The following is a 26,871-nucleotide window of genomic DNA, read 5'->3' on the forward strand; positions in this document are numbered from 1 at the left end:
CTCCTAGTTGATCCGCTTGACGATGAACTTAGTGGTGCGCTTGTTGGAGCGCGTCTTGTGACCGCGGGTCGGCTGGCCCCAAGGCGTCACGGGGTGACGACCACCAGAGGTACGACCCTCACCACCACCGTGGGGGTGATCCACGGGGTTCATGACCACACCGCGGACGGTGGGACGGATGCCGAGCCAGATCTTGCGGCCGGCCTTGCCCAGGGACACGTTCTCGTGCTGGAGGTTGCCCACCTTGCCAACCGTGGCGTAGCAGTCGAGGTGGATCTTGCGGATCTCGCCGGAGGGCATGCGCAGCTGCGCGTAGTCGCCGTCCTTGGCCACAAGCTGGGCGAAGGTTCCGGCGGCACGGGCGATCTGGCCACCCTTGCCGGGCTTCATTTCGATGTTGTGGACTTCGGTGCCGAGCGGAATGTTCCGCAGGGGCAGCGCGTTGCCCACCAGGATGTCGGCGTTCTTGCCAGCCAGCACCGTGCGACCCACTTCCAGACCATCGGGGGCCAGGATGTAGCGCTTCTCACCATCCGCATAGACCAGCAGAGCGATGCGGGCGGTGCGGTTGGGATCGTACTCGATGGTGGCGACCTTGGCGGGAACCTCCATCTTGTTGCGCTTGAAGTCGATGATGCGGTAGCGACGCTTGTGACCACCGCCGATGTGGCGGGTGGTAATACGACCGGTGTTGGAACGGCCGCCAGTACGGTTCAGCTTGGCAATGAGCGAACGCTCGGGCGTGGTGGAGGTGATCTCCTCAAAGCCCTGCTTCGACATGCCCCGCTGACCGGGGGTCGTTGGTTTGAGCAGTTTGACGCTCATGATTATCCTCTTGCCTCAAAAAAACGGGCGATAGTGGCAATGCTTGTCCGCCCGTCGGTTGCAAATCGCCGATTACTCGGCGGCAGGGGTCGCGCCTTCCACGAGCTCGACGTAGGCCTTCTTGACGGCACTGGTGGTGCCGACCCAGCGACCCAGACGCTTCGCCTTGGCGGGAGTGCGGACGGTGCGCACGGACTTCACCTTCGTCTGAAGGAGAAGCTCAGCAGCTTCCTTGATCTGGTGCTTGTTGGCCCAGGAGGCCACTTCGAACACCTGGATGTTGCTTTCGCGCAGGATCTGGCCCTTCTCGGTGAGGAGGGGCTTGCGGATCACTTCAAAGATCTTGGTCATGGCTTCACCACTTCCTGCAGAGCCAGGATGGCGTCCTTGGAGAAGACAACCTGGTCATACTTCAGAAGGTCATAGACATTCACGCCCAGGCTCTCGATGGCCAGGAGCTTGTGATTGTTCCCAGCAGCCAGGGCAACCTTCTCGGAAGCCTCGGCGCCCACCAGCAGAGCAGAACCATTGACACCCAGCTTGGTAAGCGTGGCGATCAGGGCCTTGGTCTTGTGGGTTTCGACATCCCAGTTCTCCACCACCAGGACTTCACCGGCGGCGAACTTGGCGGAGAGGGCGTGGCGCACAGCGGCGCGACGGGCCCGCTTGGGGAATGCGTAGTCGTAGTTGCGGGGGTGGGGTCCGTGAACGGTCGAACCGCCCTTCCACAGCGCGCTGCGGATGGAGCCGATACGGGCGCGACCGGTGCCCTTCTGCTTCCAGAGCTTGCGACCGGAGCCGGAAACTTCCCACTTGTCCTTGGTGGAGGCGGTGCCCTGACGACGCTTGGCCTGGAAGTGGCGAACCGCTTCCCAGATCAGGTGCTTGTTGATGTCCTCAAGCTTGAAGACCTCGGGCAGCAGCTCGACAGAGCCAGCAGCCTGGTTCTCAAGGTTCACGACGGGGTGCTGAAAAGTCGCCATCTTACGCCTCCTGCTTGATCACGAGGTAGCCGCCCTTGGGGCCAGGGACAGCACCCTTGACGAGCAGCAGGTTGTTCTCCACATCGACCTTCGCGATCTCAAGGTTGCGGACCGTGACCTGCTCGTTGCCCATCTGGCCGCCCATGCGCATACCGGGCCAAACGCGGCTCGGATAGGACGAACCACCGATGGAACCGGGGGCGCGGTGGAACATGGAACCGTGGGTCGCACGACCACCCTTGAAGTGGTGGCGCTTCATGACGCCAGCAAAGCCCTTGCCCTTGCTGATGCCGGTCACGTGAACCTTGCCCTTTTCCTCGAACTGGGTCACCAGGATGCTATCGCCTTCCTTGGTGGCGTCCGCGGCTTCGACCTTGATCTCGCGCAGGACACGAACAGGAGCCACACCATGCTTCTCGCAATGGCCCTTTTCAGCCTTGGAGGCACGCTTGCCCCCCTGGGGATCCACGTAGCCGATCTGGAGAGCTTCGTAGCCATCCTTGGCAGAGGTCTTGCGCTGGACCACCACGCAGGGGCCAGCCTGGATGACGGTGACGGGGACAATCTGTCCCTTCTCGTTGAAGATCTGGGTCATGCCCAGCTTCTTGCCGATAATGCCTTTAGTCATTCTTCACCCCTTCCCTTACCGGTTGCCCTGACGGCTGAACACCTTGATCTCAACGTCGACACCCGCGGGGAGGTCGAGACGCATGAGGGTGTCCACCGTGTTCTGGGTGGGGTTCAGGATGTCCAGGAGCCGCTTGTGGGTGCGGATCTCGAACTGGTCACGGCTCTTCTTGTCCACGTGGGGCGAGCGGTTCACCGTGTACTTGTTGATGCGCGTAGGCAAAGGAATAGGTCCGGCGACCTGAGCTCCGGTGCGCTTCGCGGTATCCACGATCTCGCGGGTGGACTGATCCAGCAGGCGATGATCGAAGGCTCGCAGGCGAATGCGAATGTTGTCCTTCATGTTCACTCCATTGGGACGGACTGGCCGTCCATAGATGTGGGGCGCTGACCGCCCGATTGTAAGGTTCGTCCCATAAGCAGGGACAAGGCTATCCAGAATAGCAAAAGCCCCTGCAAATGCAACGGCTTTTTCAGATTTTCAACGATTCGAGGGGGAATCCCCCCCGGATCGGCAGTCTCAAGAGGCCTCGATCAGGGATCTCAGGCGGCCTCACCCCCCAGATCGGGGGGCCATGGGAAGACACCGCGCCGGACCGAGATCCGGCGCGGGAAAAGCTGGAACTACTTGGTACCGCGAGCCTTGGCGATGATCTCCTCGGCGACGTTGCGGGGTGCCTCGTCGTACTGGCTGAAGATCATGGTGTAGGTAGCGCGGCCCTGGGTCATGGAACGCAGGGTGGTGGAGTAGGCGAACATCTCGGCCAGGGGCACCTTGGCGGTGACCACCTTGCTGCCGGCCCGGTCTTCCATGTTCTCGATGCGGCCACGGCGGCTGTTGAGGTTGCCGATGACATCACCCATGTAGTCCTCGGGGGTCTCGACTTCCACGGCCATGATGGGCTCGAGGAGGACGGGGTTCGCCTTTTCACAACCGGACTTGAAGGCCATGGAACCGGCGATCTTGAACGCCATTTCGTTGGAGTCCACCTCGTGGTAGGAGCCATCGAAGAGGGTGATCTTGACGTCCACCACGGGGTAGCCCGCCAGGACGCCGGAGTTCAGAGCCTCCTGGATGCCCTGGTCCACAGGCTTGATGTATTCCTTGGGAACCACACCGCCCACGATGTTATTGATGAACTCGTAACCCTTGCCGGTCTCGTTGGGCTCGACAGTGATCTTGACGTGACCGTACTGACCACGACCGCCGGACTGACGGACGAACTTGCCTTCGGCATTGACCTGCTTGCGGATGGTCTCGCGGTAGGCCACCTGGGGCTTGCCGACGTTGGCCTCGACCTTGAACTCGCGCATCATGCGGTCGACGATGATCTCCAGGTGGAGCTCACCCATGCCGGCGATGATGGTCTGGCTGGTCTCGGGATCGGTGTGGACCTTGAAGGTGGGATCTTCCTGAGCCAGCTTGCCGAGGGCGATACCCATCTTCTCCTGGTCCTGCTTGGTCTTGGGCTCGATGGCGACCTGAATCACGGGATCCGGGAAGTCCATGGACTCCAGGATCACCTGATGGGCCTCATCGCAGATGGTCTCGCCGGTGTAGACATCCTTGAAGCCCACGGCGGCGCCGATGTCACCGGTGCGGACCTCGTTGATGTCTTCACGCTTGTTGGCGTGCATCTGCAGCAGACGGCCGATGCGGTCGCGGCGGCGCTTGTTGCTGTTGTAGACGGCGGAACCGGCCTCCAGAACACCCGAGTAGACACGGATGAAGGCGAGGCTGCCCACAAAGGGGTCAGCCATGATCTTGAAGATCAGGGCGCTGAAGGGCTCCTTGTCGTCGGCGTGGCGCTCAACCTCGTTACCGTCCTCATCGACACCCTTGATGGCGGCGATATCGAGGGGGCTGGGCATGTAGCTGACCACGGCGTCGAGCATGGGCTGGACGCCCTTGTTCTTGAAGGCGGAGCCGCAGCACATGGGAGTGAAAGCCAGCGTGACGCAGCCCTTGCGGATGCCCTCGCGGATCTCGGCCTCGGTCAGCTCCTCGCCGCCCAGGTACTTCTCCATCAGGGTCTCGTCGGTCTCGGCGACCATCTCGACCATGTGCTCACGCCACTTCTTGGCATCATCCAGCAGCTCGGCGGGGATTTCGCCATGGATGACCTTGAAGCCCTTGTCGCCTTCGTCGAAGGTCAGGCCTTCCATGGTCACCAGATCAACCACACCCTTGAAGTTGTCCTCGGCCCCGATGGGGATCTGGATGGGCAGGGGCTTGGCCTTGAGACGGGTCTGCATCATCTCGATGACGCGATAGAAGTCGGCGCCGGTGCGGTCCATCTTGTTGACGAAGGCCATACGGGGCACGCCGTACTTGTTGGCCTGGCGCCACACGGTCTCGGACTGGGGCTGGACGCCGCCCACGGCGCAGAAGACGGCAACGGCGCCGTCCAGCACGCGCAGAGAGCGCTCGACCTCGGCGGTGAAGTCCACGTGGCCGGGGGTGTCAATGATGTTGATGCGGTGCTCAATGTCCTTCAGGGTACCGGTCTGGGGCGTCCAGGCGGCGGTGATGGCGGCGGAGGTGATGGTGATACCACGCTCCTGCTCCTGGACCATCCAGTCCGTGGTGGCCGCGCCCTCGTGCACCTCACCGATCTTGTGGATCTTGCCGGTGTAGTAGAGGATGCGCTCCGTGGTCGTCGTCTTGCCGGCATCAATGTGCGCCATGATGCCGATGTTACGGTATCGCTCGAGTGGGGTCGTGCGGGCCACGGGGGCCTCCTACAAAATCGAAAGGGTCAAATGCTCAATGCGACGTGGCAAAACGTGGGGCCGACCCAATGATCGGCCCCCCGTTCAAACAACAGGTGACTACCAGCGGAAGTGGGCGAAGGCCTTGTTGGCCTCGGCCATCTTGTGGACGTCGTCCTTCTTCTTGATGGCGGCACCGCGGAAGTTCATGGCGTCCATGATCTCGCCGGCCAGCTTGTCGCGCATGGTGCGCTCGCCGCGGGAAGCAGAGTAGGCCTTGAGCCAGCGCATGGCCAGGGACTGGCGGCGGTTCTGGGGAACCTCGATGGGCACCTGGTAGGTGGCACCACCGACACGGCGGGACTTGACTTCCACCGAAGGCTTGATGTTGTTGAGGGCCTTCTCGAAGGCCTCCAGGGCAACTTCGCCGGTCTTCTTGACAACGATCTCAAGCGCTCCGTAGAGAATGCGCTCGGCGGTGGCCTTCTTGCCACGCTCCATGAGGACGTTGACGAACTTGGTGATGGTGATGCTGTTGTAGACGGGATCCGGGAGGATCTCGCGCTTGGCAGGAGTGCTACGACGTGACATGGCCTACCTCACTTCTTCTTCGCAGCGACAGCAGCACCAGCCTTAGGCCGCTTTGCGCCGTACTTGGAACGGGACTGATTGCGGCCAGCGACGCCGGTGGCATCGAGGGTTCCGCGCACCACGTGGTAGCGCACACCGGGCAGATCCTTCACACGGCCGCCACGGATCAGCACGATGCTGTGCTCCTGGAGGTTGTGACCCACGCCGGGGATGTAGGTGGTGCACTCGATCCCGTTGGTGAGACGCACACGAGCCACCTTGCGAAGCGCGGAGTTCGGCTTCTTGGGGGTAGTGGTGAAGACGCGGGTGCAAACGCCACGCTTCTGAGGGCAGGCGTCGAGCGCGGGGCTCTTGGTCTTGTTCTGGAAAGTCGTCCGCCCTTGGCGGATCAACTGATTGATGGTTGGCACACCAACCTCCTGTTATGAGGCGCACTAGGCGCCTAAGCCCGAGAGGTCGAGTCCCAGCAGGGGTCGACATGGAGCGGATGCATGACATCCCGGGCCGGAATTGGCCAGGAAACTAGAATTTTAGCCCAAAGGCCATAAGCGTCAATCGAAAATCAGTGGGAACCCGCACAAGGGCACCCAGCACAGCCTCCAGCGGGAGCCGAAGGGGCCGCTGGAGACGAGGAAGACGCTCCCTTGTCGTAACCTTGATCGTACCAACCACCGCCATTCAGACTGAAGGCGCTCACGGAAAGCTGACGCTTCATCCCCTGGGAGGCCCCACAGCGGGGGCAATCATGTTCGGAGGGGGCAGAGATGGACTGGAGCTTCTCTTCGTTTCCCCCGCAGGCTTCACAACGGTACTCGTAGAGCGGCATGGCATCCTCAAAAGAACGGCTTGCGCCGTAACCTTACATTCTACCCTAGGCAGCCCATGACATCACTCGACCAATTCTTCCTCAGCCCAGAAGCCTTCTGGAAGGCCTACCCCCAGCGCCCTGCCACTCTGTGTTTCACGAACGGATGTTTCGACCTCCTGCACCCTGGACATGTCCAGTACCTGGAGGATGTCCGCGCTCTGGGGGATTTCCTGGTGGTGGGTCTCAACAGTGACGCCAGCGTAGCCCGGCTGAAGGGGCCAAGTCGTCCCCTCCAGGATGAGGAGGCCCGGGCCAGGATCCTGCTGGGGCTCCGCAGCGTGGACGCCGTCGTGCGATTCGAAGAGGACACGCCGCTGGACCTGATTCGCGCCCTTCAACCCGACATCCTGGCCAAGGGCGGAGATTACACGCCCGAAGCCGTGGTAGGCCGCGAGTATGTCGAAGCCCAGGGCGGACACCTGGTCCTCATCCCTTTCCTGCCCGGCCACAGTACCACTACGATCGTCGAACGTATCCGCACCAACCGGGGCGTAACCCAGGAATAGCCCCATGGCCTCCGTCTCCAACTCCAACAACAGCCCCGGCTCCAGCCTTCTGATGGGGCTTGCCATCATCTATGTCCCCGTCGGGCTGGTCGCCCTGGCCAGGGAGACCGGGATCTCCTGGACCGCCGTTCTGGGTATCAGCATAGTCGGCCTTTGGCTCGGCTTCGCCTTCCGCCAGGCCTGGATCTATCCCCAGCGATTCCGGAAGGCCGAGCAACTCTGGCACCAGGGGGCACCCGCCTCCGAGGTGCTGGAACCCCTCGACCACTCCCTCCTGGCAGGGGGCGAACTCGGCTATCGAATGCACCTGCTGCGCTCCCTGGCCCATCTGGAAAGCGGTGATCGCCCCCGGGCCTGGCAGGCCAGCTTCCGGGCAGGATTATCGAGGCTCCCCTTCTGGCACAGATGGCCAATCTCTCTATATCTCCTGGCCCAGGCCAGGCTCCCAAAGGGCTGGCGGATGCCCCTTGGGGAGTTTCTGGGGCGCAGGCTCTCCGGGGGCCAGCGCTTCCACCACTTCCTGGCGGCCCAGAGCTTTCGGGCCGGGGATCCGGACAGGGCCTGGCCCCTGATGGAGAAGGCGCTCGAGGGCTGCCAGGAGGACCCCCTCGTATTGGAGGACCTGATGCTTTCCTCCCTTGAGAGGATGCAGTCCCCCGAAGCAAGGGAGGAACTCGCCGCCCTCCCGGCCCAAATCTTCGAACAGAGCCTCACCCTGCTGCTGCGCCGCCACGGCGAGAAGCGATGCGCCTGGAACCGCCTGGCCGCCCTTCCCTACCTCATGGCCGCCGGAAGGCCTGAGGAGGTTCTCATCCTGGCCCGCAGCCTCCCCGAGCCCCAGCGCCCCATGGGTCTGTGGGAAGCCGAATGCCTCGCCCTGCGGGAGCTGGGGAACCTGCCCGCCGCCGAACAGGCTGCCATCCGTGGCCTGGAGTGGCACCCAGAATCCTTCCGACTGTGGATGGAACGCCATGGCCACGCCCTGCAACGCCAGGACATCGCCCAGGCAATCTGGGCCCTGGAGCGGGCCAAACCCCTCCTGGAAGCTCAGGAGGATGCCGCAGAGGCTCACTGGGAATGGTTACTGAGGCGAGCCGAGTTCGCCTACTGGGTCGAGGGAGATGCCGCCCAGGCCTGGAGCCTCCTCTCGGGGATTCCCCAGACCCACCAGGGCCGGCACCATCCCCCCTTCCGCCTCCAACTCCAGGTGGCCATGGGACAGCATGCCGAGGCTTTCCCAGCCATCGAGGCCCTCCTGGCACAGGCCCCTCAAGACGTGGATCTGCTGTTGCTCCAGGCCGACTGCATGGCGGGCATGGGCACCTGGAAGGCCCTTCTCCCCTTCATGGAATCCTTCCAGATGACGGGGGCCATCCGGAGCGATTACTGGCACCTGCTGGGGCTCAGCCACGCCCACCTTCAGCATCGTGTACCCGCCCGGGAGTGCCTGGAGCGGGCCTCCGCCATGGATCCCAGCCAACTGCGCCTCGCCCTGGACGCTGGACACGCCTGCATGGAGCTGGCGGAATGGGAGCGAGCAGAACACCACTGGCGCCGCGCCCTCCAGCTCGAACCCAAGTGCGAGGAAGCCCTCCTCCAACTCTCCGAGACCCGACGCGCCCTCCACGACACCGCCGGCGCCAAGGCCATCCTCCGGGAGTGCCTCCTGGCACATCCCGAGAGCGAAGAAGCGCAGGGATACCTGGCGGAGCTGGAAGCGAACTGAAATCGCTGGGATAAGAATTCAAAAGAAAAGGGAATTAGCCAGGATGAAGGGGATTAAGGGGATGAAAAGCAAGAACCTATAGATGATTCACCGGCTGAACCCAGCAAATAAATCAACTAACCACAGCAGACCACAGCCCTTGTTCCAGTCTTTTTGCTTTATCCCCTTTATCCCCTTCATCCTGGCTAAATTTTTCTTTTTTTATCTTTTGCAAAGCCAAAGCAATAACCCCGCCCTTCAGCCAACAACCAGCCAAACCGGACGACCTGCGCGGATCGCTTCGCGGAGTTCGCGTTGGGCGACGGCAAGCGTGATGGCTTCGGCGGCCAGTCCCGACACTCCCATGCGGGTGATGGGCAGCCCTGCTTTTGGTGGCGGCAGGGTGATCGTCTTGGCGAAATCGATACCTTCCCTCACGCCCTCCTCCGGGAGGGCCAGTGGGAGCCGGGATTCCAGGACCGCCCTCGGGTAGCCGAGCTTCTGCTCCAGGAGCAACCAGGTGCGTCGCCCTGGGCGGCGCGAGCCCCGCTCCCAGAGCGAAACGGTCTGCTGGGTGACCTCCAGGTAGTCCGCAAAGTCGCGCTGCCCCATGGCGAGCCGCTCCCGGAGGGCCCGCAGGTTCTGGGGAAAAGCAGAGGCGGGTGCCTGGCCGGGAAGGGGATTCACGACAAGCACCCCGCCCAACAACAAAGTTGTGAATTCGCCAAACCAGTCCGAATGCCCGACAAGCAAGGGCGAGGACACAGGACAGGCAGCATGAATTCAGGCTAGAGGCCCACTTAGAGGCCAGGAAGGTCTGGCCGTAAAGGCCCGCAGGATCTAGACTCGCTTACAACCTAGTTGTCACTTCGCGAGTCCAGCATGCCTGAGCCCCAAGATTTCACCCTCCAGCCCTTTGCTGACGCCCCCAAGCCCCCGTCCCATTCGGCTCTCTTGGCAGAGCCCCAGGAGATGGACCCACTGGATGCGCCCTTCCCCCCAGTCGAGACGGATGCCCAGGAGGTCGCCGAAGGCAGCCCCAGACGAAAAAAACGCAACACCGCCCGCCTGGTCTGGGACAGCAAGCCCAAGCGGGCCCCCAATCCTAAGAACCTCGGCTTCCAGATCGCCGAGGTGGTGGTGCCCAACCCCGCCCAGGCGGGACCGCGCCTCCCCTTCGACCCTGTGGCCCAGGAGGTGGACACCACCGCCTGCAACCGCCTCATCTGGGGCGACAACCTGCTGGTGATGCAGGCCCTCCTGGCCCAGGGCTACGAAGGCAAGATCAACCTCATCTATATCGATCCTCCCTTCGACTCCAAGGCCGACTACAGCCACAGCGTCCAACTCACTCCGGATGAAAAGGGCAAGGGTGGAGAACTGACCGCCGAGATGAGCGCCCTGGAGCGATTGGCCTACCGGGATACCTGGGAGGATGGGACGGATAGCTATTTGGACATGCTTTATCCAAGGTTGCAGTTGATGCACAGGTTGTTGACTGAGGATGGCAGCATCTATGTTCATTGTGATTGGCATGTTCATAGCCATATTCGCATGATGCTTGATGAGATTTTTGGCCGCAACAATCTACAAAATGAGATCATTTGGAAGAGAACATCAGCCAGAGCAGATTCAGAAACATTTAATCATATTCATGATTGTATTTATTTTCCCGATTATCCATGTATCTCCGAAACCTCTGGGTGAGGCGGGTTTTGGACAGGATTTGTCGCGCCATGGGACCGAACCTTCGAGTCATGGGGGTGTTCCATGGCGATCAATCGGATCCAGTTCCAGAAGGGTCTGTCCTTTCGGGATTTCCAAGCCCGGTATGGCACAGAAGTGCAGTGCAGGGACGCAATGGTGAAGGCAAAGTGGCCACACGGGTTCCAATGCCCGAAGTGTGGTAGTGGCGGGGCTTACTTCTTGGTTCCTCGGCAGTTGTTCCAGTGCAAGGCTTGCCACCACCAGACATCTGTCACCGTGGGGACCGTCATGGAGTCCAGCCACCTCCCACTGAGGACCTGGTTCGAGGCCATGTATCGGCTTTCACACGGCAAACACTCGATTTCTGCCCTGGAACTCAAGCGTTATCTGGGTGTCAGATACCCCACTGCCTACTACCTGAAGCAGAAGATCCTTTGCGCCATGAGTGCTGCGGAATCGAGCCGGAAGCTCAAGGATCGGGTTGAGATCGATGATGCCTATGCGGGTGGAGCTACCCACGGAGGCAAGCGTGGCCGTGGGGCTCCCGGGAAGCAGCCCTTCCTGGTTGCGGTCCAAACAGCGATGGAGAACCACAGGCAGGTCATCTATACCGTGCTCAAAGCCGTGACGGACTTCAAAATTGAGACGATCGAGGCATGGGCCAAGAAGGCCCTGGACCCTGGAACTCACGTCGTATCGGATGGCCTTCACTGCTTTCGTGGCGTGGCCGCATCTGGAGCCTCCCACGAACCCATCAAAAGTGAAGGGGGTTGGAAGGGTTCCAAGATGGAGGCCTTTCAGGCCGTGAACACCGTCATCTCCAACCTGAAGGGCAACATCCTCGGCGTCTGTCGCTGGTGCAGCGCCCGGCATCTGCCCAGATACCTTGCCGAACACCAGTTCCGTTTCAATCGCCGCTTCAACCTCCAGGCCATCTTCCCTGCCTTGTTCGCCGCAGTCACAAATACCCCGCCTCACCCTGTCCGCCTCCTGGTTTCGGAGGCATGTGGATAATCGGATTTATTTTTATACAAAATCTGACAATTTTAATTTTAATTCTCAATTTGTTGCATATGATGAAGATTACATTTCAAATTTCTATCGCCATATAGATCCGAAGGATAGTAGGCGATTCCGTCTGAGTGACTTGACTGCATCAGGGACCAGAAACGGTTCTTCTGGTAAACCTTGGCGAGGTATTGATCCCAGTGACCGTGGAAATCATTGGAAGTTTTCAATTGAAAAACTTGAATTACTAGATCAGGATGGCAAAATCCACTGGCCTAAAAAGATTGGAGGGGTTCCATCTTTCAAGAGGTACCTCGACGATATGCCAGGGATGCCGTTGCAGAGTGTTTGGGCGGATGTGTCTGTGATTGGTGCTCAGTCAAGCGAACGAGTGGCCTACGACACACAGAAACCGGAGGTCTTTCTTGAACGCATTCTGAAGGCATCTTCTAATCCCAACGACCTCGTGGCCGACTTCTTTTGCGGCTCCGGCACCACCGCTGCCGTGGCCGAAAAGCTGAGCCGCCGTTGGATCACCTCGGACCTGGGCAAGGCCTCCATCCAGGTGGCCCGCAACCGCTTTGTGAAGATGGGCGAGCCGGGCTCGGGGGGGCTGGCCTTCCAGAGGCCCGACGGGGCGACCCGCTGCTCCCCCTTCGTGGTGGAGAACCTGGGCAACTACCAGCGCCAGCTCATCTACCTCAATGACCACAAGCTCAAGCAGGTTGGCCCCCTGGTCATGACCCTCTTCGGCGCCCTGCCCCACCCCAGCGAGCGCAATCTGGGCACCCAGCAGGCCAATGACCCGGTGACGGGACGCCTGCAGCGGCGACTGGTGCTGGTGGGTGAGCCGGACCGCCCCCTCTCGGCCCGGCGGGTAGCTGAGGCCGTGCGGCTCCTGAACAGCCTGGACGGCGGCGGCTACGCCAAACTGGTGGCCCTGGGCTGGGACTTCGAGCTGAACTTCGATGCCGGGCTCCAGAAGCTGCTGGGAGCGGATACCGCCAAGGTTGAAAGCCGCATCGTCCCCACGGATATCATCGAGCACCTCAAGAAGATTCCCGAGGGAGCGGCCCCCGACGAACCCACTGTGGAGCGCCTGCGGGAGAAGGTGGCCTTCTTCGAGAAGCCTTGGTTGGAGCCTCCCACCCTGAGCGTCCAAGGCTGGGTAGAGCAGGACGGGCAGCGCTTCCTGAAGGTAAGCGTGAAGCTGGGCCGCTACCTCCTGCGCAGCGTCCCCTCCGGCCTCAAGGACTTCGCAAAGATGAGCGAGGCCGAGCGCCAGGACTGGCTCCGCAAGGCCGGAGGCCCCGATGGCCTCAGCCTGGTGGACTTCTGGAGCCTGGACGACGACCTGGGAGGCGAGGATGGCAAGCGCCCCTTCACCTCCACTTGGCAGGACCTCCGGGGCCTGGGCAAGCGGGTGCGCCGCATCGTCACCGAGGCCGAAATCCTTTACATCCCCCGCCCAGGCCGCCAGATAGGCCTGCGCATGGTGGATGTCTTCGGCAACGACGCCGCCTGGCGCGGCCTCCTGCCCGAAGCCTGAAGGCGAGCCGGGATGAAGCGGATGGATAAAGGTGTGAAAAGAGATGAGCAAGGTGTTGTTTCCATGATCGACCTGGCTCCTGCTTTATCCTGTTCATCCCCTTCATCCTGGCTTAAAAAAGAAAAAACAGAATTAGCCAGGATAAAGGGGATTAAGGGGATAAAGAGGAAGGCAGGAGGCAATGATCCTGGCTCAGGCTTTTCCAGGCTCGGGCTTGCGTTCGTAGCAGCGGACTTCGAGGCGGGGCTTGCCGAAGTTGAGGAGGAGACAGACGGGCAGACCGGTGGCGCGGAGGTAGTTGAGGCATTGGGCCGCATGAAGATCCATGAAGCCTGGGGTGGCCTTGAGTTCAAGGATGGTGCTTCCGTCCACCACCAAGTCGGCGACGAACTGGCCCACGATCACGTCGTCGTAGTGGACTTCGACGCCCTGCTGCTGGGCCACGGCAAAGCCAGCCTTGCGCAGTTCATGGGCCAGGGCATTCTCGTAGACCTTCTCCAGGAAACCCGAGCCCAGGGTGTTGGCCACCGTATAGGCACAGCCGATGATCCGTTCCGTGACCTCATCCTCCGGCCTCATCACGGCCTCCTTTGCCAGGAATCAAGCAGGCAAGCACTGCTGAAGCAATCTCGTCTTTTATCCCCTTTATCCCCTTCATCCTGGCTTAAAAAAGAAAAAGAAAGATTAGCCAGGATGAATGGGATAAAGCAAAAACAAAATAACGATTCAATATTTTTCTCTTTTTCATCCTGGCAAACAGTGTGGGTGGGTCATGGCCAATCTTGAGAAGCAGGTGCGGGCGATGCAGGGGGGGCCGGTGCTTCCGGCGCTGTTGGGGGACAGGGTCGGGGCCTGGGCGGAGGCCGGGTACGAGGGGGTTACGCCCCTGACCGAGGCCCTGCTGAACCACTGGTTCGGCACGGAGCACGAGGAGGCTAGCTTCCACCCGGCCCAGCGGGTGGCCATCGAGACGGCCATCTATGTCCATGAGGTGCTGCGACGGGAGTTGCCTGCAGAAGGCGGCTTCCTCCATGGGCTGCACGAGCACCTGGGGGCCCCGGAGGATCGGGATCCGCTCTTCGGCCCCTGGTGGTCCGACCCCCTGCCCCGCTATGGCTTCAAACTGGCCACGGGAACCGGCAAGACCTGGGTACTCCAGGCCCTGCTGGTCTGGCAGACCCTCAATCGCCTGGCCCTGGAGGGCCCTGCGGGGCGGCAGCTTGATGGCGAGGAAGGGGCGTGGCGCAAGAAGGCCTTTTCCACCCGCTGCCTGGTGGTGACGCCGGGACTGGTGGTCCACGACCGGCTGCTGGACGCCCTCCTGGGCACCCAGGACGAGCGCGGCAACCGCCACTTGGAGACCGCCGATCTGCGGCGCTTCAGGGATCTCTTCCTCCCGGCGGAATGGGCGGATGCCTTCTTCGGCTCCTTCCGTCCCATGAACGGGCGCGACGTGACCGAGACCACCCCCCAGCCCGAGGCCTTCGCCCTGGTGGTCAACTGGCAGGCCCTGATGGACCGCAGCGGCGAGGAAGACGAAGCCCAGCACCCTGCGGATCTGATGGAACTGCCCAAGTACGGCAGCGTCACCGAGCGAGGAAACCCCCGCTACCTGGTGCTACGAGAGTGGCTGGCCCAGGCACCCGATCTGGTGATCTTCAACGATGAGGCCCACCACACGCACACCAACCCCGGCGAGAAGGGCTACCAAGGGGGTGAAGGCGCCTGGGAAGAAGCGCTCAACCTGATCCGCGCCGAGCAGGAAACCCTGCACGGCGAAAGCCAGGGCTGGCGGGGCGACTTCAGCGCCACCCCCTTCTTCCAGGTGAGTGCGGGCAGGGGCAAGGCCAAGCGCCCGGTGCGCAAGTGGTTCCCCCACATTCTCTGCGACTACGGTCTGGCCCAGGCCCAGCGAGACATGCTGGTGAAACAGCTCTGGCTGGTGAAGGACCCCCGGCTGGATGGTGAGATCACGATCCCCCTGGCGGAGGAGGGCGTCCTGACCGACAGCCAGAAGGCCCTCATCGACGTGGGCCTGGCCAAGCGGGAGTGGGTAGAGAAGGGGCTTTCAGGCCTTGGCCTGAGCGCCATGCCCAAACTCCTGGTGGTGGCGGAGGACACCAGCCTCGCCGATCAGGCGGCAGACTTCATCTCCAAGCAGCGCACTGGGGAGTTCGGCCTCGTGCCGGACAGCGTGGCAGTACTGCACAGCAACCGGAAGGGCGAGCTGAAACCCGAGGAATACGCGTCCCTGCGCCGCAGGATCTTTGCGGCGGACAAGCGGGACGACCTCCAGGTCATCGTGAACGTCGCCATGCTCCAGGAAGGCTTCGACGTGAACTCCATCTGCGTCATTGTCTTCCTGCGGGCGGGCGAGAGCGCCATCCTGGTGGAGCAGGTCATCGGGCGCGGCCTGCGCCTCATGTTCCGCGCCGAGACCTGGCCGGAACTCTGGCCCCAGAAGGTCCAGGATGCCCAGAGCCTCTGGGAGCACCGGGAGCCCGAGACGGCCCTGGACATGCTCTTCCTGGTGGACCACCCCAAGTTCCGCCAGAAGCTGCGGGATTTCGAGGAGGAGGAGGGCGTCGAAATCGGCGAAGGCAATGTGGACGAGGACCGTTCCGCTGCGGGCGACCTCATCACGGTGGCAGTGGACTCTGCCCGGGTACCGGGCAAGGATCTGGCCTGGCCCCTGGGCTTCTACCGGGAGGATCCCCCCGCCCCCCAGGTGCTTGACCTCCTGAAGGAGGGCTTCAAGCCCTTCGGCGATGGGCGGATCCTGGCGGCCCTGCGCATCAACAAGGGGGTCCAGTTCACCGAGGAGCACATGGCCACCGAAACCCAGAGGGTCTGGACGGCGGACCTCTCCTCCGACGCCCAACAGGCCCTGGCCAATATGGCCAGTCAGCTGGTGGAAGGCAGGCGGGGCCAGAGTTGGCTCACGGACCAGTGGGCCGACATGGTGGAAGTCGTCTCCCGGGTGGCCAAGCGTTCCCTCTTTCCCGACACCGACTTTGATCCCCTGACCCGGCCCGAGGATGCCAGGGTGCTGCGGAGGGAGGAGGTCCGCCAGCACCTCCTGAAGCAGCTCCAGGATGCGCGGGACCGCTGGCTGCAACGCCTCTACGAGGACCAGACCAGCGAGGTCGGCGTCACGGATTGGGGCTGGGCCTCCGAGCCGGAACTGGACGGCCGTGCTCCTGTGCTGAGGGGCCGGGAGAGCCGCCAGATCGCCAACGCACGCTGCGTCTTCCCTTCCATCTTCGAAGGTGCCCAGGGCGGCGGCCTGGAAAGGGACTTCATCGAGCAGGTGCTGGAGAAGTCCGGGGAGGTCCAGGCCTGGTCCAAGCCTTTGGAGCGACGCCACAGCCTGGCCCTGCGCTACCGGACCCGCTTCGGCGAACTGAGCCGCTACTGGCCAGACTTCGTGGTGCGCCTCGGCGACGAAATGTGGCTCGTCGAAACCAAGGCCGTCCGGGATCGGGATTCCCAGAGCATCTGGGACAAGGCCAAGGCAGCCCTGGCCTGGTGCCGCACCGCCAGCGAAGCCCGGAGCCCTGACCAGCACCCGAGCGGAGCAGGCTGGAGCCAGCCACGCTCATGGCGCTACGCCATCCTCTTCGAAGACCAATGGGACCGCAAAGCCGCCGCCTTCCGCCCCCTGGCCGAGAAAGCCGAGGCCCTGACCCTGGCCTACCTGCGAGGCCAGGGCGAAACCGGCGAAGGCTCCCTGCTCAGCCTCATGCGCGAGTAATTCGCCCCCCCAAAATCCACCAGGATAAATAAACAAAACTTCGTTTTTTTCTTCATCCCCTTCATCCCCTTCATCCTGGCTAATTCTTTTTTTCTTAAAAACAAGAGCAAAAGTCACCAACATACCAAGGAGTAAAAACTAGCCTAAAAGTTCCTCCAAATACGCCTTTCAACCCTGCCAGAAACAGTGGCAGAGGCGAGGTAAACAGCTTCAAATGTCACCAAAAAAACAACCCGTGACGCCATTAACCTTTCCTTATCACTTTTCATCCTGGCTAAAAAGAAAAATATTTAGCCAGGATGAAGGGGATTAAGGGGATAAAAGACGAAGTAAGTTACTCGAAGGCCTTGGGCGGCTTTTCCTTCCAGGCGCCACCCATCACGGTGGTCACCACGGGGACGCCGGGGGTGCGCACGCCGCGGTGGGCCATGCAGGTGTGGACCGCCACCAGCTTGACGCCCCAGGCTACGGGGTGGAGGGATGCCTCCAGGGCCTGGGAGATCTGGTGGACCATGCGCTCCTGGACCTGGAGGCGGTGGGCGAAGGTCTGGACCAGCCGGGCGAGCTTGGAGAGGCCCACGGTCCCACCGGGGCCGGGGATGTACCCGATGGTGGCGAAGCCTTCAAAGGGGGCCAGGTGGTGTTCGCAGGTGCTCACGAAGGGCACCTTTTCCAGGATCACCGGGCAGGGCTCCAGTTCGCCGGGCAGGGGCGTCAGTTCCGTCATCGGGTCCACGCCGTACCCCTCCAGGCGTTCTTTCCAGAATTCAGCCACCCGCTTGGGGGTATCCCGCAGCTCGGGGGAATCCGGATCAACCCCCAGACCGACCAGCAGCTCCCGCACGGCCAGGGCGGCCCTCTTCTGGTCCACTGACATGACTACCTCCGCAAACACCCCTAAGAGTGCCACCGAAAGGGGAATTCAGGGGCAGTGATCCGATCCGGCCCGGCCTGTGGGATCATGACTGTTGGAGAGGCATCATGACCGACAAGACCGTCAGCTACGCCACCTCGGGCGTGGACATCAACCGGCAGGACCAGGCTCTGGCCCGCATCAAGCCCCTGGTGAAGGCCACCAAGACCCCCGGCGTGCGCTCGGATATCGGGCTCTTCGGCGGCCTCTTCAGCGCCCAGTTCCCCGAGGCCAAGCCCATCCTGGTGGCCTCCATGGATGGCGTGGGCACCAAGATGAAGGTGGCCCGGCTCGCCGACACCTGGAACACGGTGGGGGGCGACCTGGTGAACCACTGCATCAACGACATCCTGGTGCAGGGAGCCCGGCCCCTCTTCTTCCTGGACTACATCGCCGCCCAGCGCCTGGAGCCCGAAGTCATCGAGCAGATCGTCACGGGCATGGCCGAGGCTTCCAAGGCCGCTGGCTGCGCCCTCATCGGTGGTGAACTGGCGGAGATGCCCGGCGTCTACGCCGAGGGTGAGGTGGATGTGGCCGGCACCATCGTGGGCCTGGTGGACGAGGGGGACCTCCTGCCCCGCCTCGACGCCCTGGCCGCCGGGGATGTGCTCATCGCCCTGCCCTCCTCCGGTCTCCACACCAATGGCTACTCCCTGGCCCGGAAGGTCTGTTTCGATGTCTGCGGCCTGAAGGTGGACGACACCTTCCCCGGAACCGACCAGACCGTGGCCGAAGCCCTGCTGGCGATCCACCGCAGCTACCTGGGCCTCCTCATGCCCCTGGTGAAGGAGCACAAGCTCCTGGCCATGGCCCACATCACCGGCGGCGGCCTCACGGACAACCTGCCCCGGGTCCTGCCAGGCCACCTCGACGCCGCCATCGACACCACTTCCTGGGAGATCCCCACCCTCTTCCGCTTCCTCATGGAGAAGAGCGGCACCAGCATCGAGGATGCCCGCCGCAGCTTCAACCTGGGCGTAGGCATGGTGCTCATCGCCAGCAAGGACGAAGCCCCGGCCATCCTGGCCCGCCTGAAGGAGCAGGGCGAGGCCGCCTGGGTCATCGGCGAGATGGTGGTCGGCAGCGGGAGCGTCGTCTACCGCTGATTGAAGAGCTCGTTGAAGGCCACGATCTGGCTGTCCTCGAGCAGATTCATCACCGCCTCCCCGTTCATGGGACGCCCCAAGAGATAGCCCTGGAAGGTCTTGCAGCCCATGCCCTCCAGGGCCGTTCTCTGGGCCTCGGTCTCCACCCCCTCGGCGATGACATCGATCCCCAGATGGCTTCCCAGACTGAGGATGGTCTGGATGATCGGCGAGGCGGCCTCCTCCAGACTCTCGGGGTGCAACCCCTGCACGAAGGAGCGGTCGATCTTCAGGGTGTCGATGGGGAGACGCTGCAGGTAACTAAGGCATGAGTACCCGGTGCCGAAGTCATCGATACTGATGCGCACCCCCAGCCGTTTGAGCTCATGGATGGGCCCGGCGCCGGGGCTCCCCTGCTTGAGAAGGGAGCTCTCCGTGAGTTCCAGCTCCAGACAGAAGGCGGGGAGTCGGGTCTCCCGGAGCACCTTGGCCACCAGATCCACCCATTGGGGGTGGGCCATCTGAAAGGCCGACACGTTGACCGCGAGCCGGATGGGCTTGGGACTGAGGGCCTGCCAGGCGGCCGCTTCGCGGCAGGCGGTGCGCAGGACCCATTCCCCCAGGGGATGGATCAGACGGTTCTCCTCCGCCAGGGGGATGATCTTGGAAGGAGGCACCACTCCCAGCAGAGGGTGCTCCCAGCGCAGGAGCGCCTCCATCCCCAGAAGGCGGCCATCCGCCGCCGCCAGGGGTTGGAAGTTCAGCTTGAGGCCCCCGGCGGCAATGGCTTCTCCCAGGTAACTCTCCAGCTCACGGCGTTCCAGGAAGGCCTCGCTCAGGGTGGCCGTGGTGCACTGGATCCGGTTTCCGCCCTCACTGCTGGCCCTCCTGGCCGCACTCTCCGCATGCTGGAAGAGGGTGATGGCATCTCCCCCATCCTGGGGAAATAGACTGATGCCAATGCTGGCGGTGAAGTGCAGGTGCCGGGAACCCACCCGGAAGGGGATACGGAGGGCATCCATGACGGACTGCGCCACCCGGGAAGGTTCGAAGGGATCGTGAACCGTGGGCAAGAGGATCATGAAGCGATCCCCGCCCAGGGAGGCCAGGGTGTCGCCCAGGTGGAGGGGTGCCCCCACCCGCTTGGCCATCTGGCGCACCAGTTCATCCATGTCCCGGAAACTCAGGGTCTGGGCCATGGTCTCGAAACGGTCGATGGTGATGTACAGGAGGGCGGCGTAATGGTTCCCCCGGGTTGCCAGCTGGGTGGCCTGTTCGAGGCGATCCTGAAGCCGGAAGCGGTTGGGCAGACCGGTGATGGGATCCTGCTGCCGCATGGCGGAGAGCTCGGCCTTGAGGAGGTGGATCTCCGCGCGGGACTGGGCCAGCTGGTCCAGCACGTCCGCCGGATTCAGCGATCTGACGGGTGCTAGTTCCCCTTCCGCTTCCTTGACGGGCTTCACAACCGACACTCCATGAAGATCATGCTATTGCGCCCAATTTATCCCAGTAGAACGATACTTGCTCCAGGAAATAGTTGCCCTCGCATTCGCCCTGCCAGAATGTAGGAAGGAGTGCACCATGTCTGGCCATCTGATCCTCGTACCAACCCCCCTGGGAAACCTGGGCGACATGACCCTCCGGGCCACCGAGAGTCTCCGGAACTGCGACCTGGTGGCCTGCGAGGACACCCGGCGGACAGGGGGGCTCCTCAAGCACCTGGAGATCGACAAACCCCTGCAGCGCTTCGATGACCACGCAGGACAGGCAGCTTTCGAGCGGGTGTCCCTGGCCCTCCGCTCAGGGCAGACCGTTGCCTACTGCTCCGACGCGGGCATGCCCGGAGTCAATGATCCCGGCTTCGAACTGGCCCGCCTGGCCAGGGAGGCCGGTGTGCGGGTCACCGTCCTGCCGGGGCCTTCGGCCGTGACCCTGGCGGTGGTGGCCTCGGGGCTCCCCAGTCACGCCTTCACCTTCCTGGGGTACCTGCCCTCCCGCAGCGAGCCCAGGCAAACCTTCCTCAAGCGGCTCGGCGGAAGGGAAGAAACCATCGTGGTCTTCGAGACCCCGCATCGCATCCATGAAACATTGTCCGAGCTGGAGGAGATCCTCCCGGATCGGGAGATTGCCCTGGGTCGGGAACTCACCAAGCTCCACGAGAGCTGGTACCGGGGCACCCCCACCCAGGTCCGCCAGCAGCTGGGCTCAGAAGGGCGGGGAGAGATGGTGCTCGTCATCGCCGGAGCCAGCGCCAAGCGGACAGTCACCGAGACCGATCAACTCTTCGATGGCAGCGCGCTTCCGGAATGGGCCTGCACCTTCCTCGACGCCGCCCGGGAAGGGGGCATGACCCTCCGGGAGGCTGTAAAACCCCTGGCCAGACACCTGGGGGTGAACCCCTCGGAGATGTACCGGATCGCCGCAGAGCGATAATCGTTCATCAATTATATTTTCAGTAGTGCGCTTGTAGAAAAAAGCATGACAAGGCTCGAATTCGATGCCATCCTTCCTTGTAATCTGACTCCCTTTTTTTCCCAAGCCCATGAGCGACCAAGAATCCAAAAATCTCCAGGTTTTCACCAGCGGCTCCTTGAGGCTCACGATCCTCAAGCGGGACCCCGTCCCCACCAAGGCCCTCTCAGGCCGTAACGTCTGGACCCTCATGCTCCCGACGGCCCCCATCCGGGTCTTCACGGGTGAGGATCACGAGGAGGGAGTGGTGCCCCGGGGCAGCTTGGCCCTGTTCCTGCCGGGCTTCGGGCATACCCTGAAGCGCCATCAGGCGGACACGCCCTTCGGCTACACGGCCCTGGAGCTGGAAGGCCCCTTCCCCGAGCCCATGCTTACCATCCTCCAGCACCCGCCGCGGCGCTGGCAGGAGCAGAGCTTCACGGCCCTGAGGAGCCAGAGCCTCAAGCAGCTCTTCACCATCTTCACCCAGGAGATGATCCATCCCGATGGGCTCCAGCTCATGACCCGGGAGCTCTTCCTGATCCTCTTCGGCGCCGAGCTGGGACGCCTCAGCGAAAAGGAGGAGGTCGGCCGCTTCCCCTATCGCCTCAACCGCTCCGTGCTCCAGCTGGTCCTGGACCACATGGAGGCCCACCTGGGCGCCAAGAACAGCGTGCCGGACCTGGCCAAGCTGGCCCGGTGCACCCCGGACCACTTCATCCGCCTCTTCCGGGAGGCCACCAGCGCCACCCCGCACCAGTACCTGATCGAGCGACGCCTTCAGAGGGCCGTGCAGCTGCTCTCTGACGGGGAGCGCCCCTCCGATGTGGCGACCACCCTTGGCTTCTATGACGCCAGCGCATTCACCCGGGCCTTCAAGACCCGCTTCGGCGTCCCCCCCAGCCAGTATGCCCAGGAAGCCTACGACCGCCAGTTCAACCGGAAGTCATGACCCGGATCCGCGTCCTTTCGGATCAGGTGGCCAACCAGATCGCCGCCGGGGAGGTGGTGGAACGCCCCTCCTCGGTGCTCAAGGAGCTCCTGGAGAACGCCCTGGATGCCGGTGCCACGCGCCTGGAAATCCGCTGGGAGGATGGCGGCAAGCGGCTGCTGGAAGTGGCGGATGATGGCTATGGCATGGGCCGGGACGACCTCTACCTGGCCCTGGAGCGCCACGCCACCAGCAAGGTCCGCACGGCCGAGGACCTGGGCCATCTGGAGACCTTCGGCTTCCGGGGCGAGGCCCTGCCCTCCATCGCCTCCGTCACCCGCTTCGAACTCCACAGCGCCGAGGCCGAAGGCCAGGGCTGGCGCCTGAGGAGCGAGTTCGGCGTCATCAAGGACGTCCAGGCCGCCCCCCGCTCCCGGGGAACCACGGTCACCGTGCGGGACCTCTTTGCCCAGCTCCCCGCCCGGAAACGCTTCCTCAAGGGCACTGACACCGAGCACGCCCACCTCTGGGGCGTGGTGACCCGCATGGCTCTTTCGACACCGGATGTGCACTGGGTCCTGAGGACGGATAGAGGAAGTGACCTCATCCTGCCCCCGGTTTCGGAGGTTGGCGATCGCCTGGGAGCCCTGCTCGGCGAACGGCTCCGCAGGCTGGTGCCCTTCCGGGAGGGCGAACACCCATGGGTCCTCCGGGGCTACCTGAGCCCGCCCGAACTTAGCTTCCGGGACCGCAACCACCTCTACCTCTTCGTCAATGGCAGAGCCGTCCGGGATCGCCTCCTCCTGGCGGCCCTGGCCGCTGGCTGGGAGGGCTACTTCGCCAAGGGCTCGTACCCGGCCGCCGTGATCTTCCTGGACCTCCCCCCGGAGGCGGTGGATGTGAACGTCCACCCCACCAAGGCCGAAGTCCGCTTCCAGGATCCCCACCGCATCTTCCCCTGGGTGAGCCGGGTCCTGCGGGAGGCCTGGGGCCAGCTGCGGGGCGATCTCGCCTCGGTGCTGGACCTTCCTCCCAAGCCCCTGGAGCCCGAGTTCGAGGCCCCCGTGCGGACCCAGGCCGCCATCCATCCCCACCTGTGGAAGGACTCTGCGAAACCGGCGGTCAGAGTCATGGAAGAGGTCTTCCAGACCCGCCTGGACCGCCCCTATTCGGCACCCCCTATCCCCGACCGGGCCGCCGAGGCCCCGGAGCCCGCCCAGGACATCCGATTCCTGGGCGCCTTCGACCACACCTACCTCCTGGTGGAGATCCAAGGGGAACGGGAGCCGGAACTCTGGATCCTGGACCAGCACGCGGCCCACGAGCGCATCCTCTTCGAGCGCCTCTTCACCCGACGCCATGCCCCGGCGGTGCAGCCCCTCATGCCCCCCAGGGCTCTTCACCTGGGACCCGCCTCCCTGTCCCGCCTCGCACCCTACCTTGAGGAACTGAACCATGTGGGCCTGGAGTGCGAGGTCTTCGGAGATGACGCCCTGGTGGTGCGCGGGCTTCCCGACTTCCTGGCCGACCGGGACCCCCAGACCCTGCTGGAGGCCCTCCAGGAGCGCCTTGAAACCGGTGGCAAGCTCGATCTGGAGGCCTTCCGGCGCGAGCTCAATGCCGAACTCGCCTGCCGGGCCGCCATCAAGCGGTATCATCGGCTGGACGGCCCCCTGGTGGTCCAGCTCGTGCGGGACCTCCTGGCTTGCGAAGTCCCCCAGACCTGCCCCCACGGCCGCCCCGTCATCAAGAAGCTGACCCGAAGTGAACTGGAACGGAGCTTCGGCCGCAGGAGCTAAGCCTGGAACAGGGCCACGGCGCCAGCCAAGCCCTGGGCCATGCCGTCCAGTTCCCGGGAGACCCTGGCCATGTCCTCCGTGACCCCGTGATTGGCACGGGAGACCTCGGCCACCCTGCCCACGTTCTCGACAAGCTGTTCGGAAGCACCCCGCTGCTCCTGAAGCGCGTCGGAAATCTCGGCGATCTCCCGGATGAGGCCGCCGAGGGCGGTCAGGCTCTCGCCCAGGGCGACCTGGGCCGCATCCACCCGCTCCACGGTCTGCCTGGAAAGGGAGCTGCTGGCCTGGATGCTCTGGACCGCCCCCTCGGTGCTCCTCTGGATTTCGCCAAGCATGTCGCCAATCTCCCGGGTGGCCACGGAAGTGCGCTCAGCCAGATTCCGAACCTCATTGGCGACGACCCCGAACCCCTTGCCCTGCTCCCCGGCCCGCGCGGCCTCGATGGCCGCATTCAGGGCCAGGAGGTTGGTCTGGTTGGCGATCTCCCGGATGGTCGCAACAATGCGGGCGATCCGCTCACCAACGGCGGCGAGCCCCTGGACCCGGATGACGGAATCTTCGATGCCCTGGGCCACATCCCCGATGCGCTGAACGGTCTCGGCCATGGCAGAGCGCCCATCGGCGGAGCGGCGGTCCGCGACCTCCGCCACTTCCCGGGCTCGGTCGGCCACGTTCCCGATCTGGAGGATGCTGACTCCGAGGGCCTCCACCGAGGCGGCCATGGACTGAGCTGCCTCGGTCTGCCCCTGGACGCCCATGGCCAGGCTACGGGAGGTCCCGGAGGCAAAGCCAGCGGAGCGGGCCACCTGGTCGACACCACTCCGGATATCCCCCACCAGGCCCGCGAGGGTCCGCCGCGTCTCCTCCAGGGCCATCGCCATGCCGCCGATTTCGTCCCGCCGGGCCAGGGTGATGGAAGTCCCGAGCTTCCCCTGGGCCAGGCTGCCCATGGCTCCCTGGAGCCGCTTCACATCCCGGGTCAGGGTGTAGGTCACCAGGAAGAAGAGAAACAGGCCCACCGCCAGGGACAACCCGAACACCCACTGCAGGCTTCTTCGTGAGCTCGCCAGAAGGCCCGCAGCCTCCTTTTCCGTGACCACATTGCCCTGGTTGGCCAATGCCACCACACGGTCCACGGCTCGCCGATGGGCCTGGTATTCCCGGCTCATGCCGTTCAGAGCTACTTCTGCACGAGCCTTGTCACCGCTGGCCAAGGCAGGGATGAACTGACGTTCGGCGATCTCATAGAAGCGGGGAACCGGCTCGTGGGCCTCTTGCAGGAACACACTGGCGATTTCACCCTCAAGCGGCTGCTCGAGCCAGTACGCCCGTCGCGTGTCGTATTCGCGATGGAGGGTTCTGAGGCGCTCCGAAAGGCTCGTCAGCTCGGCATCGTGCCCACCTCGGGCCATCTGGAGCGCCACAAGATAGGATTCGATGATGTAGTTGGGGGGAGGCAGGATATCCGCTACGAGATCCTTTCCCCGGACGATACGGGAATAGGAGGGGCCACCGATCCGCAGGGCATCCAGGGTCCGGAACGACCAGGACCCGAATACAATAAAACCAAGAGATACAACCGCAAGAACCAAGAACAGCTGGGTTCTCAAACGCAGATAAAGCCAAAATCGATACATTGGAATTACCCTCACAACTACAAAGCCATATCTAGGGTTACTTTTATCAAATAACCAAAACATTAATACAGGATTCTTGCGGAAAATGCCGCGCTTTCAAGCGTACATTACAATTACAAGACCACGCAAGGATGTCTTTATTACAATAACAATACAGTTATTACCATAACAAACAGGCATACAAGACCGACCGAGCCGCGAGCAGCGAACTCATCCCAGGCTTCGACGAATAGGCCCACAATCCATTTAAGCTCGAATAGCGACATCCGACAGCAGTATTCCACATGAAACGATACATTTAATACCTGACAAAACCCGTTATTATTTATCTCTGCTTTCACCTGGAGGATGATCATGCGTAACAAGAAGAGCGACGCGGACCTGAAGAACCTTTTCGATATCTCTGGCAAGACGGCCCTGGTCACCGGTGCATGCGGGGGCCTGGGCGCCGCTGTCTGCCGTGGCCTGGCACTGAACGGCGCCAACCTGGTGCTTTGCGACATGAACCAGGCGAGCCTGGATCAGCTGGCGGAGGAGCTCCGGAAGCTGGGCGTGAAGGTGATCACCGCCGCCTGCGACATCACCAGCGAAGAGAGCGTCGATGCCATGGTGGCGGAAGCCATGAAGGAGATGGGCAAGATCGATGTCCTCTTCAATGGCGCTGGCGTCGCCCATCGCGAGCTGCTGGTCACCATGGATATCGCCGCCTGGCAGCGGGTGATGGACATCAACGTCAAGGGCACCCTGATCTGCTGCAAGTCCGTGGCCAAGGCCATGATCGCCCTCAATAAGCCCTGCTCGATCATCAACATCGGCTCCGTCCGCGGCTTCAACGGCCACGAGGGCGGCTACACCGGCTACGGCACCAGCAAGGCCGCGGTCCACTACATGACCAAGACCCTGGCCTTCGAGTGGGGCAAGCAGAACATCCGCGTCAACAGCATCGCCCCCTGCGTCTTCTGGTCCCCCCTCACGGAGCCCATCCTGGCCGACCCCAAGAGCGCCGCTGGCTACCTTGCGCGCATTCCCATGGGCGCCGCCCCTGAGCCCGAGGATTTCGTCGGCCCCACAATCTTCCTCGCCTCCGAAGCCAGCTGCTTCGTGACCGGCCACATCCTGTCCGTGGACGGCGGCACCGTCGCCGGCTGACACAGGTCAAGCCCGGGACAGCAAAGCGCCTTCAGCCTCCGGGCTGGGGCGCTTTGCTGATTTCATGGGCC

General features: G+C 63.0%; 25 protein-coding genes. 11 read left to right on the plus strand and 14 right to left on the minus strand.

The window, feature by feature from the left end; translation table 11 throughout:
• Window positions 1-3: 3 nt before the first annotated feature.
• The 9 genes from rplB to HOLFODRAFT_RS25790 all read right to left on the minus strand — a co-directional run bounded on the left by rplB (window position 4) and on the right by HOLFODRAFT_RS25790 (window position 6,564).
• Window positions 4-825: a 50S ribosomal protein L2 gene (gene rplB, locus HOLFODRAFT_RS0209215; protein WP_005038101.1), complete on the minus strand. Its 822-nt coding sequence runs from the start codon at window positions 823-825 to the stop codon at window positions 4-6.
• Between the two features lie 72 nt (window positions 826-897).
• Complete coding sequence (locus tag HOLFODRAFT_RS0209220) at window positions 898-1,176, minus strand: 50S ribosomal protein L23 (protein ID WP_005038102.1); 279 nt, start codon at window positions 1,174-1,176, stop codon at window positions 898-900.
• Window positions 1,173-1,808, minus strand: a complete 636-nt coding sequence (gene rplD / locus HOLFODRAFT_RS0209225) for a 50S ribosomal protein L4 (RefSeq protein ID WP_005038104.1) — start codon at window positions 1,806-1,808, stop codon at window positions 1,173-1,175. Before rplD ends, HOLFODRAFT_RS0209220 begins: the two co-directional genes overlap by 4 nt.
• 1 nt (window position 1,809) lies before the next feature.
• A complete protein-coding gene (gene rplC, locus HOLFODRAFT_RS0209230) occupies window positions 1,810-2,436 on the minus strand; it encodes a 50S ribosomal protein L3 (protein ID WP_005038106.1) in 627 nt (208 codons plus the stop codon).
• A 15-nt stretch (window positions 2,437-2,451) separates the two neighbouring features.
• A complete protein-coding gene (gene rpsJ / locus HOLFODRAFT_RS0209235; protein WP_005038107.1) occupies window positions 2,452-2,778 on the minus strand; it encodes a 30S ribosomal protein S10 in 327 nt (108 codons plus the stop codon).
• Window positions 2,779-3,059: 281 nt separating this feature from the next.
• Window positions 3,060-5,168: an elongation factor G gene (fusA, locus tag HOLFODRAFT_RS0209240; protein ID WP_005038108.1), complete on the minus strand. Its 2,109-nt coding sequence runs from the start codon at window positions 5,166-5,168 to the stop codon at window positions 3,060-3,062.
• A gap of 99 nt (window positions 5,169-5,267) precedes the next feature.
• Window positions 5,268-5,738: a 30S ribosomal protein S7 gene (rpsG, locus tag HOLFODRAFT_RS0209245; protein ID WP_005038110.1), complete on the minus strand. Its 471-nt coding sequence runs from the start codon at window positions 5,736-5,738 to the stop codon at window positions 5,268-5,270.
• A gap of 8 nt (window positions 5,739-5,746) precedes the next feature.
• Window positions 5,747-6,148: a 30S ribosomal protein S12 gene (rpsL, locus tag HOLFODRAFT_RS0209250; protein WP_005038112.1), complete on the minus strand. Its 402-nt coding sequence runs from the start codon at window positions 6,146-6,148 to the stop codon at window positions 5,747-5,749.
• Window positions 6,149-6,300: 152 nt separating this feature from the next.
• Entirely contained in the window at window positions 6,301-6,564 is a 264-nt protein-coding gene (locus HOLFODRAFT_RS25790) for an FmdB family zinc ribbon protein (RefSeq protein WP_026939197.1), read from the minus strand.
• A 56-nt stretch (window positions 6,565-6,620) separates the two neighbouring features.
• On the opposite strand from HOLFODRAFT_RS25790, the gene rfaE2 reads away from it, so the two are divergent.
• Both rfaE2 and HOLFODRAFT_RS0209265 read left to right on the plus strand, forming a co-directional pair.
• A complete protein-coding gene (gene rfaE2 / locus HOLFODRAFT_RS0209260; RefSeq protein ID WP_005038114.1) occupies window positions 6,621-7,112 on the plus strand; it encodes a D-glycero-beta-D-manno-heptose 1-phosphate adenylyltransferase in 492 nt (163 codons plus the stop codon).
• 4 nt (window positions 7,113-7,116) lie between these two features.
• Window positions 7,117-8,838, plus strand: a complete 1,722-nt coding sequence (locus HOLFODRAFT_RS0209265) for a tetratricopeptide repeat protein (protein ID WP_005038117.1) — start codon at window positions 7,117-7,119, stop codon at window positions 8,836-8,838.
• A 237-nt stretch (window positions 8,839-9,075) separates the two neighbouring features.
• On the opposite strand, the gene HOLFODRAFT_RS22930 is transcribed toward HOLFODRAFT_RS0209265, so the two are convergent.
• Entirely contained in the window at window positions 9,076-9,504 is a 429-nt protein-coding gene (locus tag HOLFODRAFT_RS22930) for a helix-turn-helix domain-containing protein (protein ID WP_052572518.1), read from the minus strand.
• Window positions 9,505-9,699: 195 nt separating this feature from the next.
• Here HOLFODRAFT_RS22930 and HOLFODRAFT_RS0209275 point away from each other — a divergent pair, with 195 nt between their 5' ends.
• The 3 genes from HOLFODRAFT_RS0209275 (at window position 9,700) to HOLFODRAFT_RS0209285 (ending at window position 13,081) form a co-directional block, all read left to right on the plus strand.
• Complete coding sequence (locus HOLFODRAFT_RS0209275) at window positions 9,700-10,524, plus strand: DNA methyltransferase (protein ID WP_005038120.1); 825 nt, start codon at window positions 9,700-9,702, stop codon at window positions 10,522-10,524.
• A gap of 63 nt (window positions 10,525-10,587) precedes the next feature.
• Window positions 10,588-11,538: an IS1595 family transposase gene (locus HOLFODRAFT_RS0209280; protein WP_005036503.1), complete on the plus strand. Its 951-nt coding sequence runs from the start codon at window positions 10,588-10,590 to the stop codon at window positions 11,536-11,538.
• Window positions 11,531-13,081, plus strand: a complete 1,551-nt coding sequence (locus tag HOLFODRAFT_RS0209285; RefSeq protein ID WP_158412940.1) for a DNA methyltransferase — start codon at window positions 11,531-11,533, stop codon at window positions 13,079-13,081. Before HOLFODRAFT_RS0209280 ends, HOLFODRAFT_RS0209285 begins: the two co-directional genes overlap by 8 nt.
• 192 nt (window positions 13,082-13,273) lie before the next feature.
• Here HOLFODRAFT_RS0209285 and HOLFODRAFT_RS0209290 read toward each other — a convergent pair whose 3' ends face one another.
• Complete coding sequence (locus HOLFODRAFT_RS0209290) at window positions 13,274-13,660, minus strand: GxxExxY protein (RefSeq protein WP_005038125.1); 387 nt, start codon at window positions 13,658-13,660, stop codon at window positions 13,274-13,276.
• Window positions 13,661-13,853: 193 nt separating this feature from the next.
• On the opposite strand from HOLFODRAFT_RS0209290, the gene HOLFODRAFT_RS0209295 reads away from it, so the two are divergent.
• Complete coding sequence (locus tag HOLFODRAFT_RS0209295; protein ID WP_005038127.1) at window positions 13,854-16,835, plus strand: helicase C-terminal domain-containing protein; 2,982 nt, start codon at window positions 13,854-13,856, stop codon at window positions 16,833-16,835.
• Window positions 16,836-17,169: 334 nt separating this feature from the next.
• Here HOLFODRAFT_RS0209295 and folE read toward each other — a convergent pair whose 3' ends face one another.
• On the minus strand, window positions 17,170-17,712 hold the full coding sequence (folE, locus tag HOLFODRAFT_RS0209300) for a GTP cyclohydrolase I (RefSeq protein ID WP_005038128.1): 543 nt from the start codon (window positions 17,710-17,712) through the stop codon (window positions 17,170-17,172).
• 104 nt (window positions 17,713-17,816) lie between these two features.
• Between folE and purM the strand changes: the two genes are divergently transcribed.
• Entirely contained in the window at window positions 17,817-18,854 is a 1,038-nt protein-coding gene (gene purM, locus HOLFODRAFT_RS0209305; RefSeq protein WP_005038129.1) for a phosphoribosylformylglycinamidine cyclo-ligase, read from the plus strand.
• On the opposite strand, the gene HOLFODRAFT_RS20310 is transcribed toward purM, so the two are convergent.
• Complete coding sequence (locus tag HOLFODRAFT_RS20310; RefSeq protein ID WP_005038130.1) at window positions 18,845-20,296, minus strand: putative bifunctional diguanylate cyclase/phosphodiesterase; 1,452 nt, start codon at window positions 20,294-20,296, stop codon at window positions 18,845-18,847. The two genes, purM and HOLFODRAFT_RS20310, sit on opposite strands and share 10 nt — an antisense overlap.
• A 118-nt stretch (window positions 20,297-20,414) precedes the next feature.
• Between HOLFODRAFT_RS20310 and rsmI the strand changes: the two genes are divergently transcribed.
• The 3 genes from rsmI to mutL all read left to right on the plus strand — a co-directional run bounded on the left by rsmI (window position 20,415) and on the right by mutL (window position 24,014).
• Window positions 20,415-21,266, plus strand: coding sequence for a 16S rRNA (cytidine(1402)-2'-O)-methyltransferase (gene rsmI / locus HOLFODRAFT_RS0209315; protein WP_005038132.1), 852 nt, complete (start codon window positions 20,415-20,417; stop codon window positions 21,264-21,266).
• A gap of 109 nt (window positions 21,267-21,375) precedes the next feature.
• Window positions 21,376-22,236, plus strand: coding sequence for an AraC family transcriptional regulator (locus HOLFODRAFT_RS22935; protein ID WP_005038133.1), 861 nt, complete (start codon window positions 21,376-21,378; stop codon window positions 22,234-22,236).
• The gene (gene mutL / locus HOLFODRAFT_RS0209325) at window positions 22,233-24,014 is read left to right on the plus strand and encodes a DNA mismatch repair endonuclease MutL (protein WP_005038135.1); all 1,782 of its coding nucleotides are present in this window, start codon (window positions 22,233-22,235) and stop codon (window positions 24,012-24,014) included. The genes HOLFODRAFT_RS22935 and mutL overlap by 4 nt, the downstream gene beginning before the upstream one ends.
• Here the strand turns inward: mutL and HOLFODRAFT_RS0209330 are convergent.
• The gene (locus HOLFODRAFT_RS0209330; RefSeq protein WP_026939200.1) at window positions 24,011-25,606 is read right to left on the minus strand and encodes a methyl-accepting chemotaxis protein; all 1,596 of its coding nucleotides are present in this window, start codon (window positions 25,604-25,606) and stop codon (window positions 24,011-24,013) included. The genes mutL and HOLFODRAFT_RS0209330 overlap by 4 nt on opposite strands.
• Before the next feature lie 399 nt (window positions 25,607-26,005).
• On the opposite strand from HOLFODRAFT_RS0209330, the gene HOLFODRAFT_RS0209340 reads away from it, so the two are divergent.
• Window positions 26,006-26,800, plus strand: a complete 795-nt coding sequence (locus tag HOLFODRAFT_RS0209340) for an SDR family NAD(P)-dependent oxidoreductase (protein WP_005038140.1) — start codon at window positions 26,006-26,008, stop codon at window positions 26,798-26,800.
• Window positions 26,801-26,871 lie beyond the last annotated feature (71 nt).

Source organism: Holophaga foetida DSM 6591 (genome assembly GCF_000242615.2).
GTDB classification, from domain to species: Bacteria; Acidobacteriota; Holophagae; order Holophagales; family Holophagaceae; genus Holophaga; species Holophaga foetida.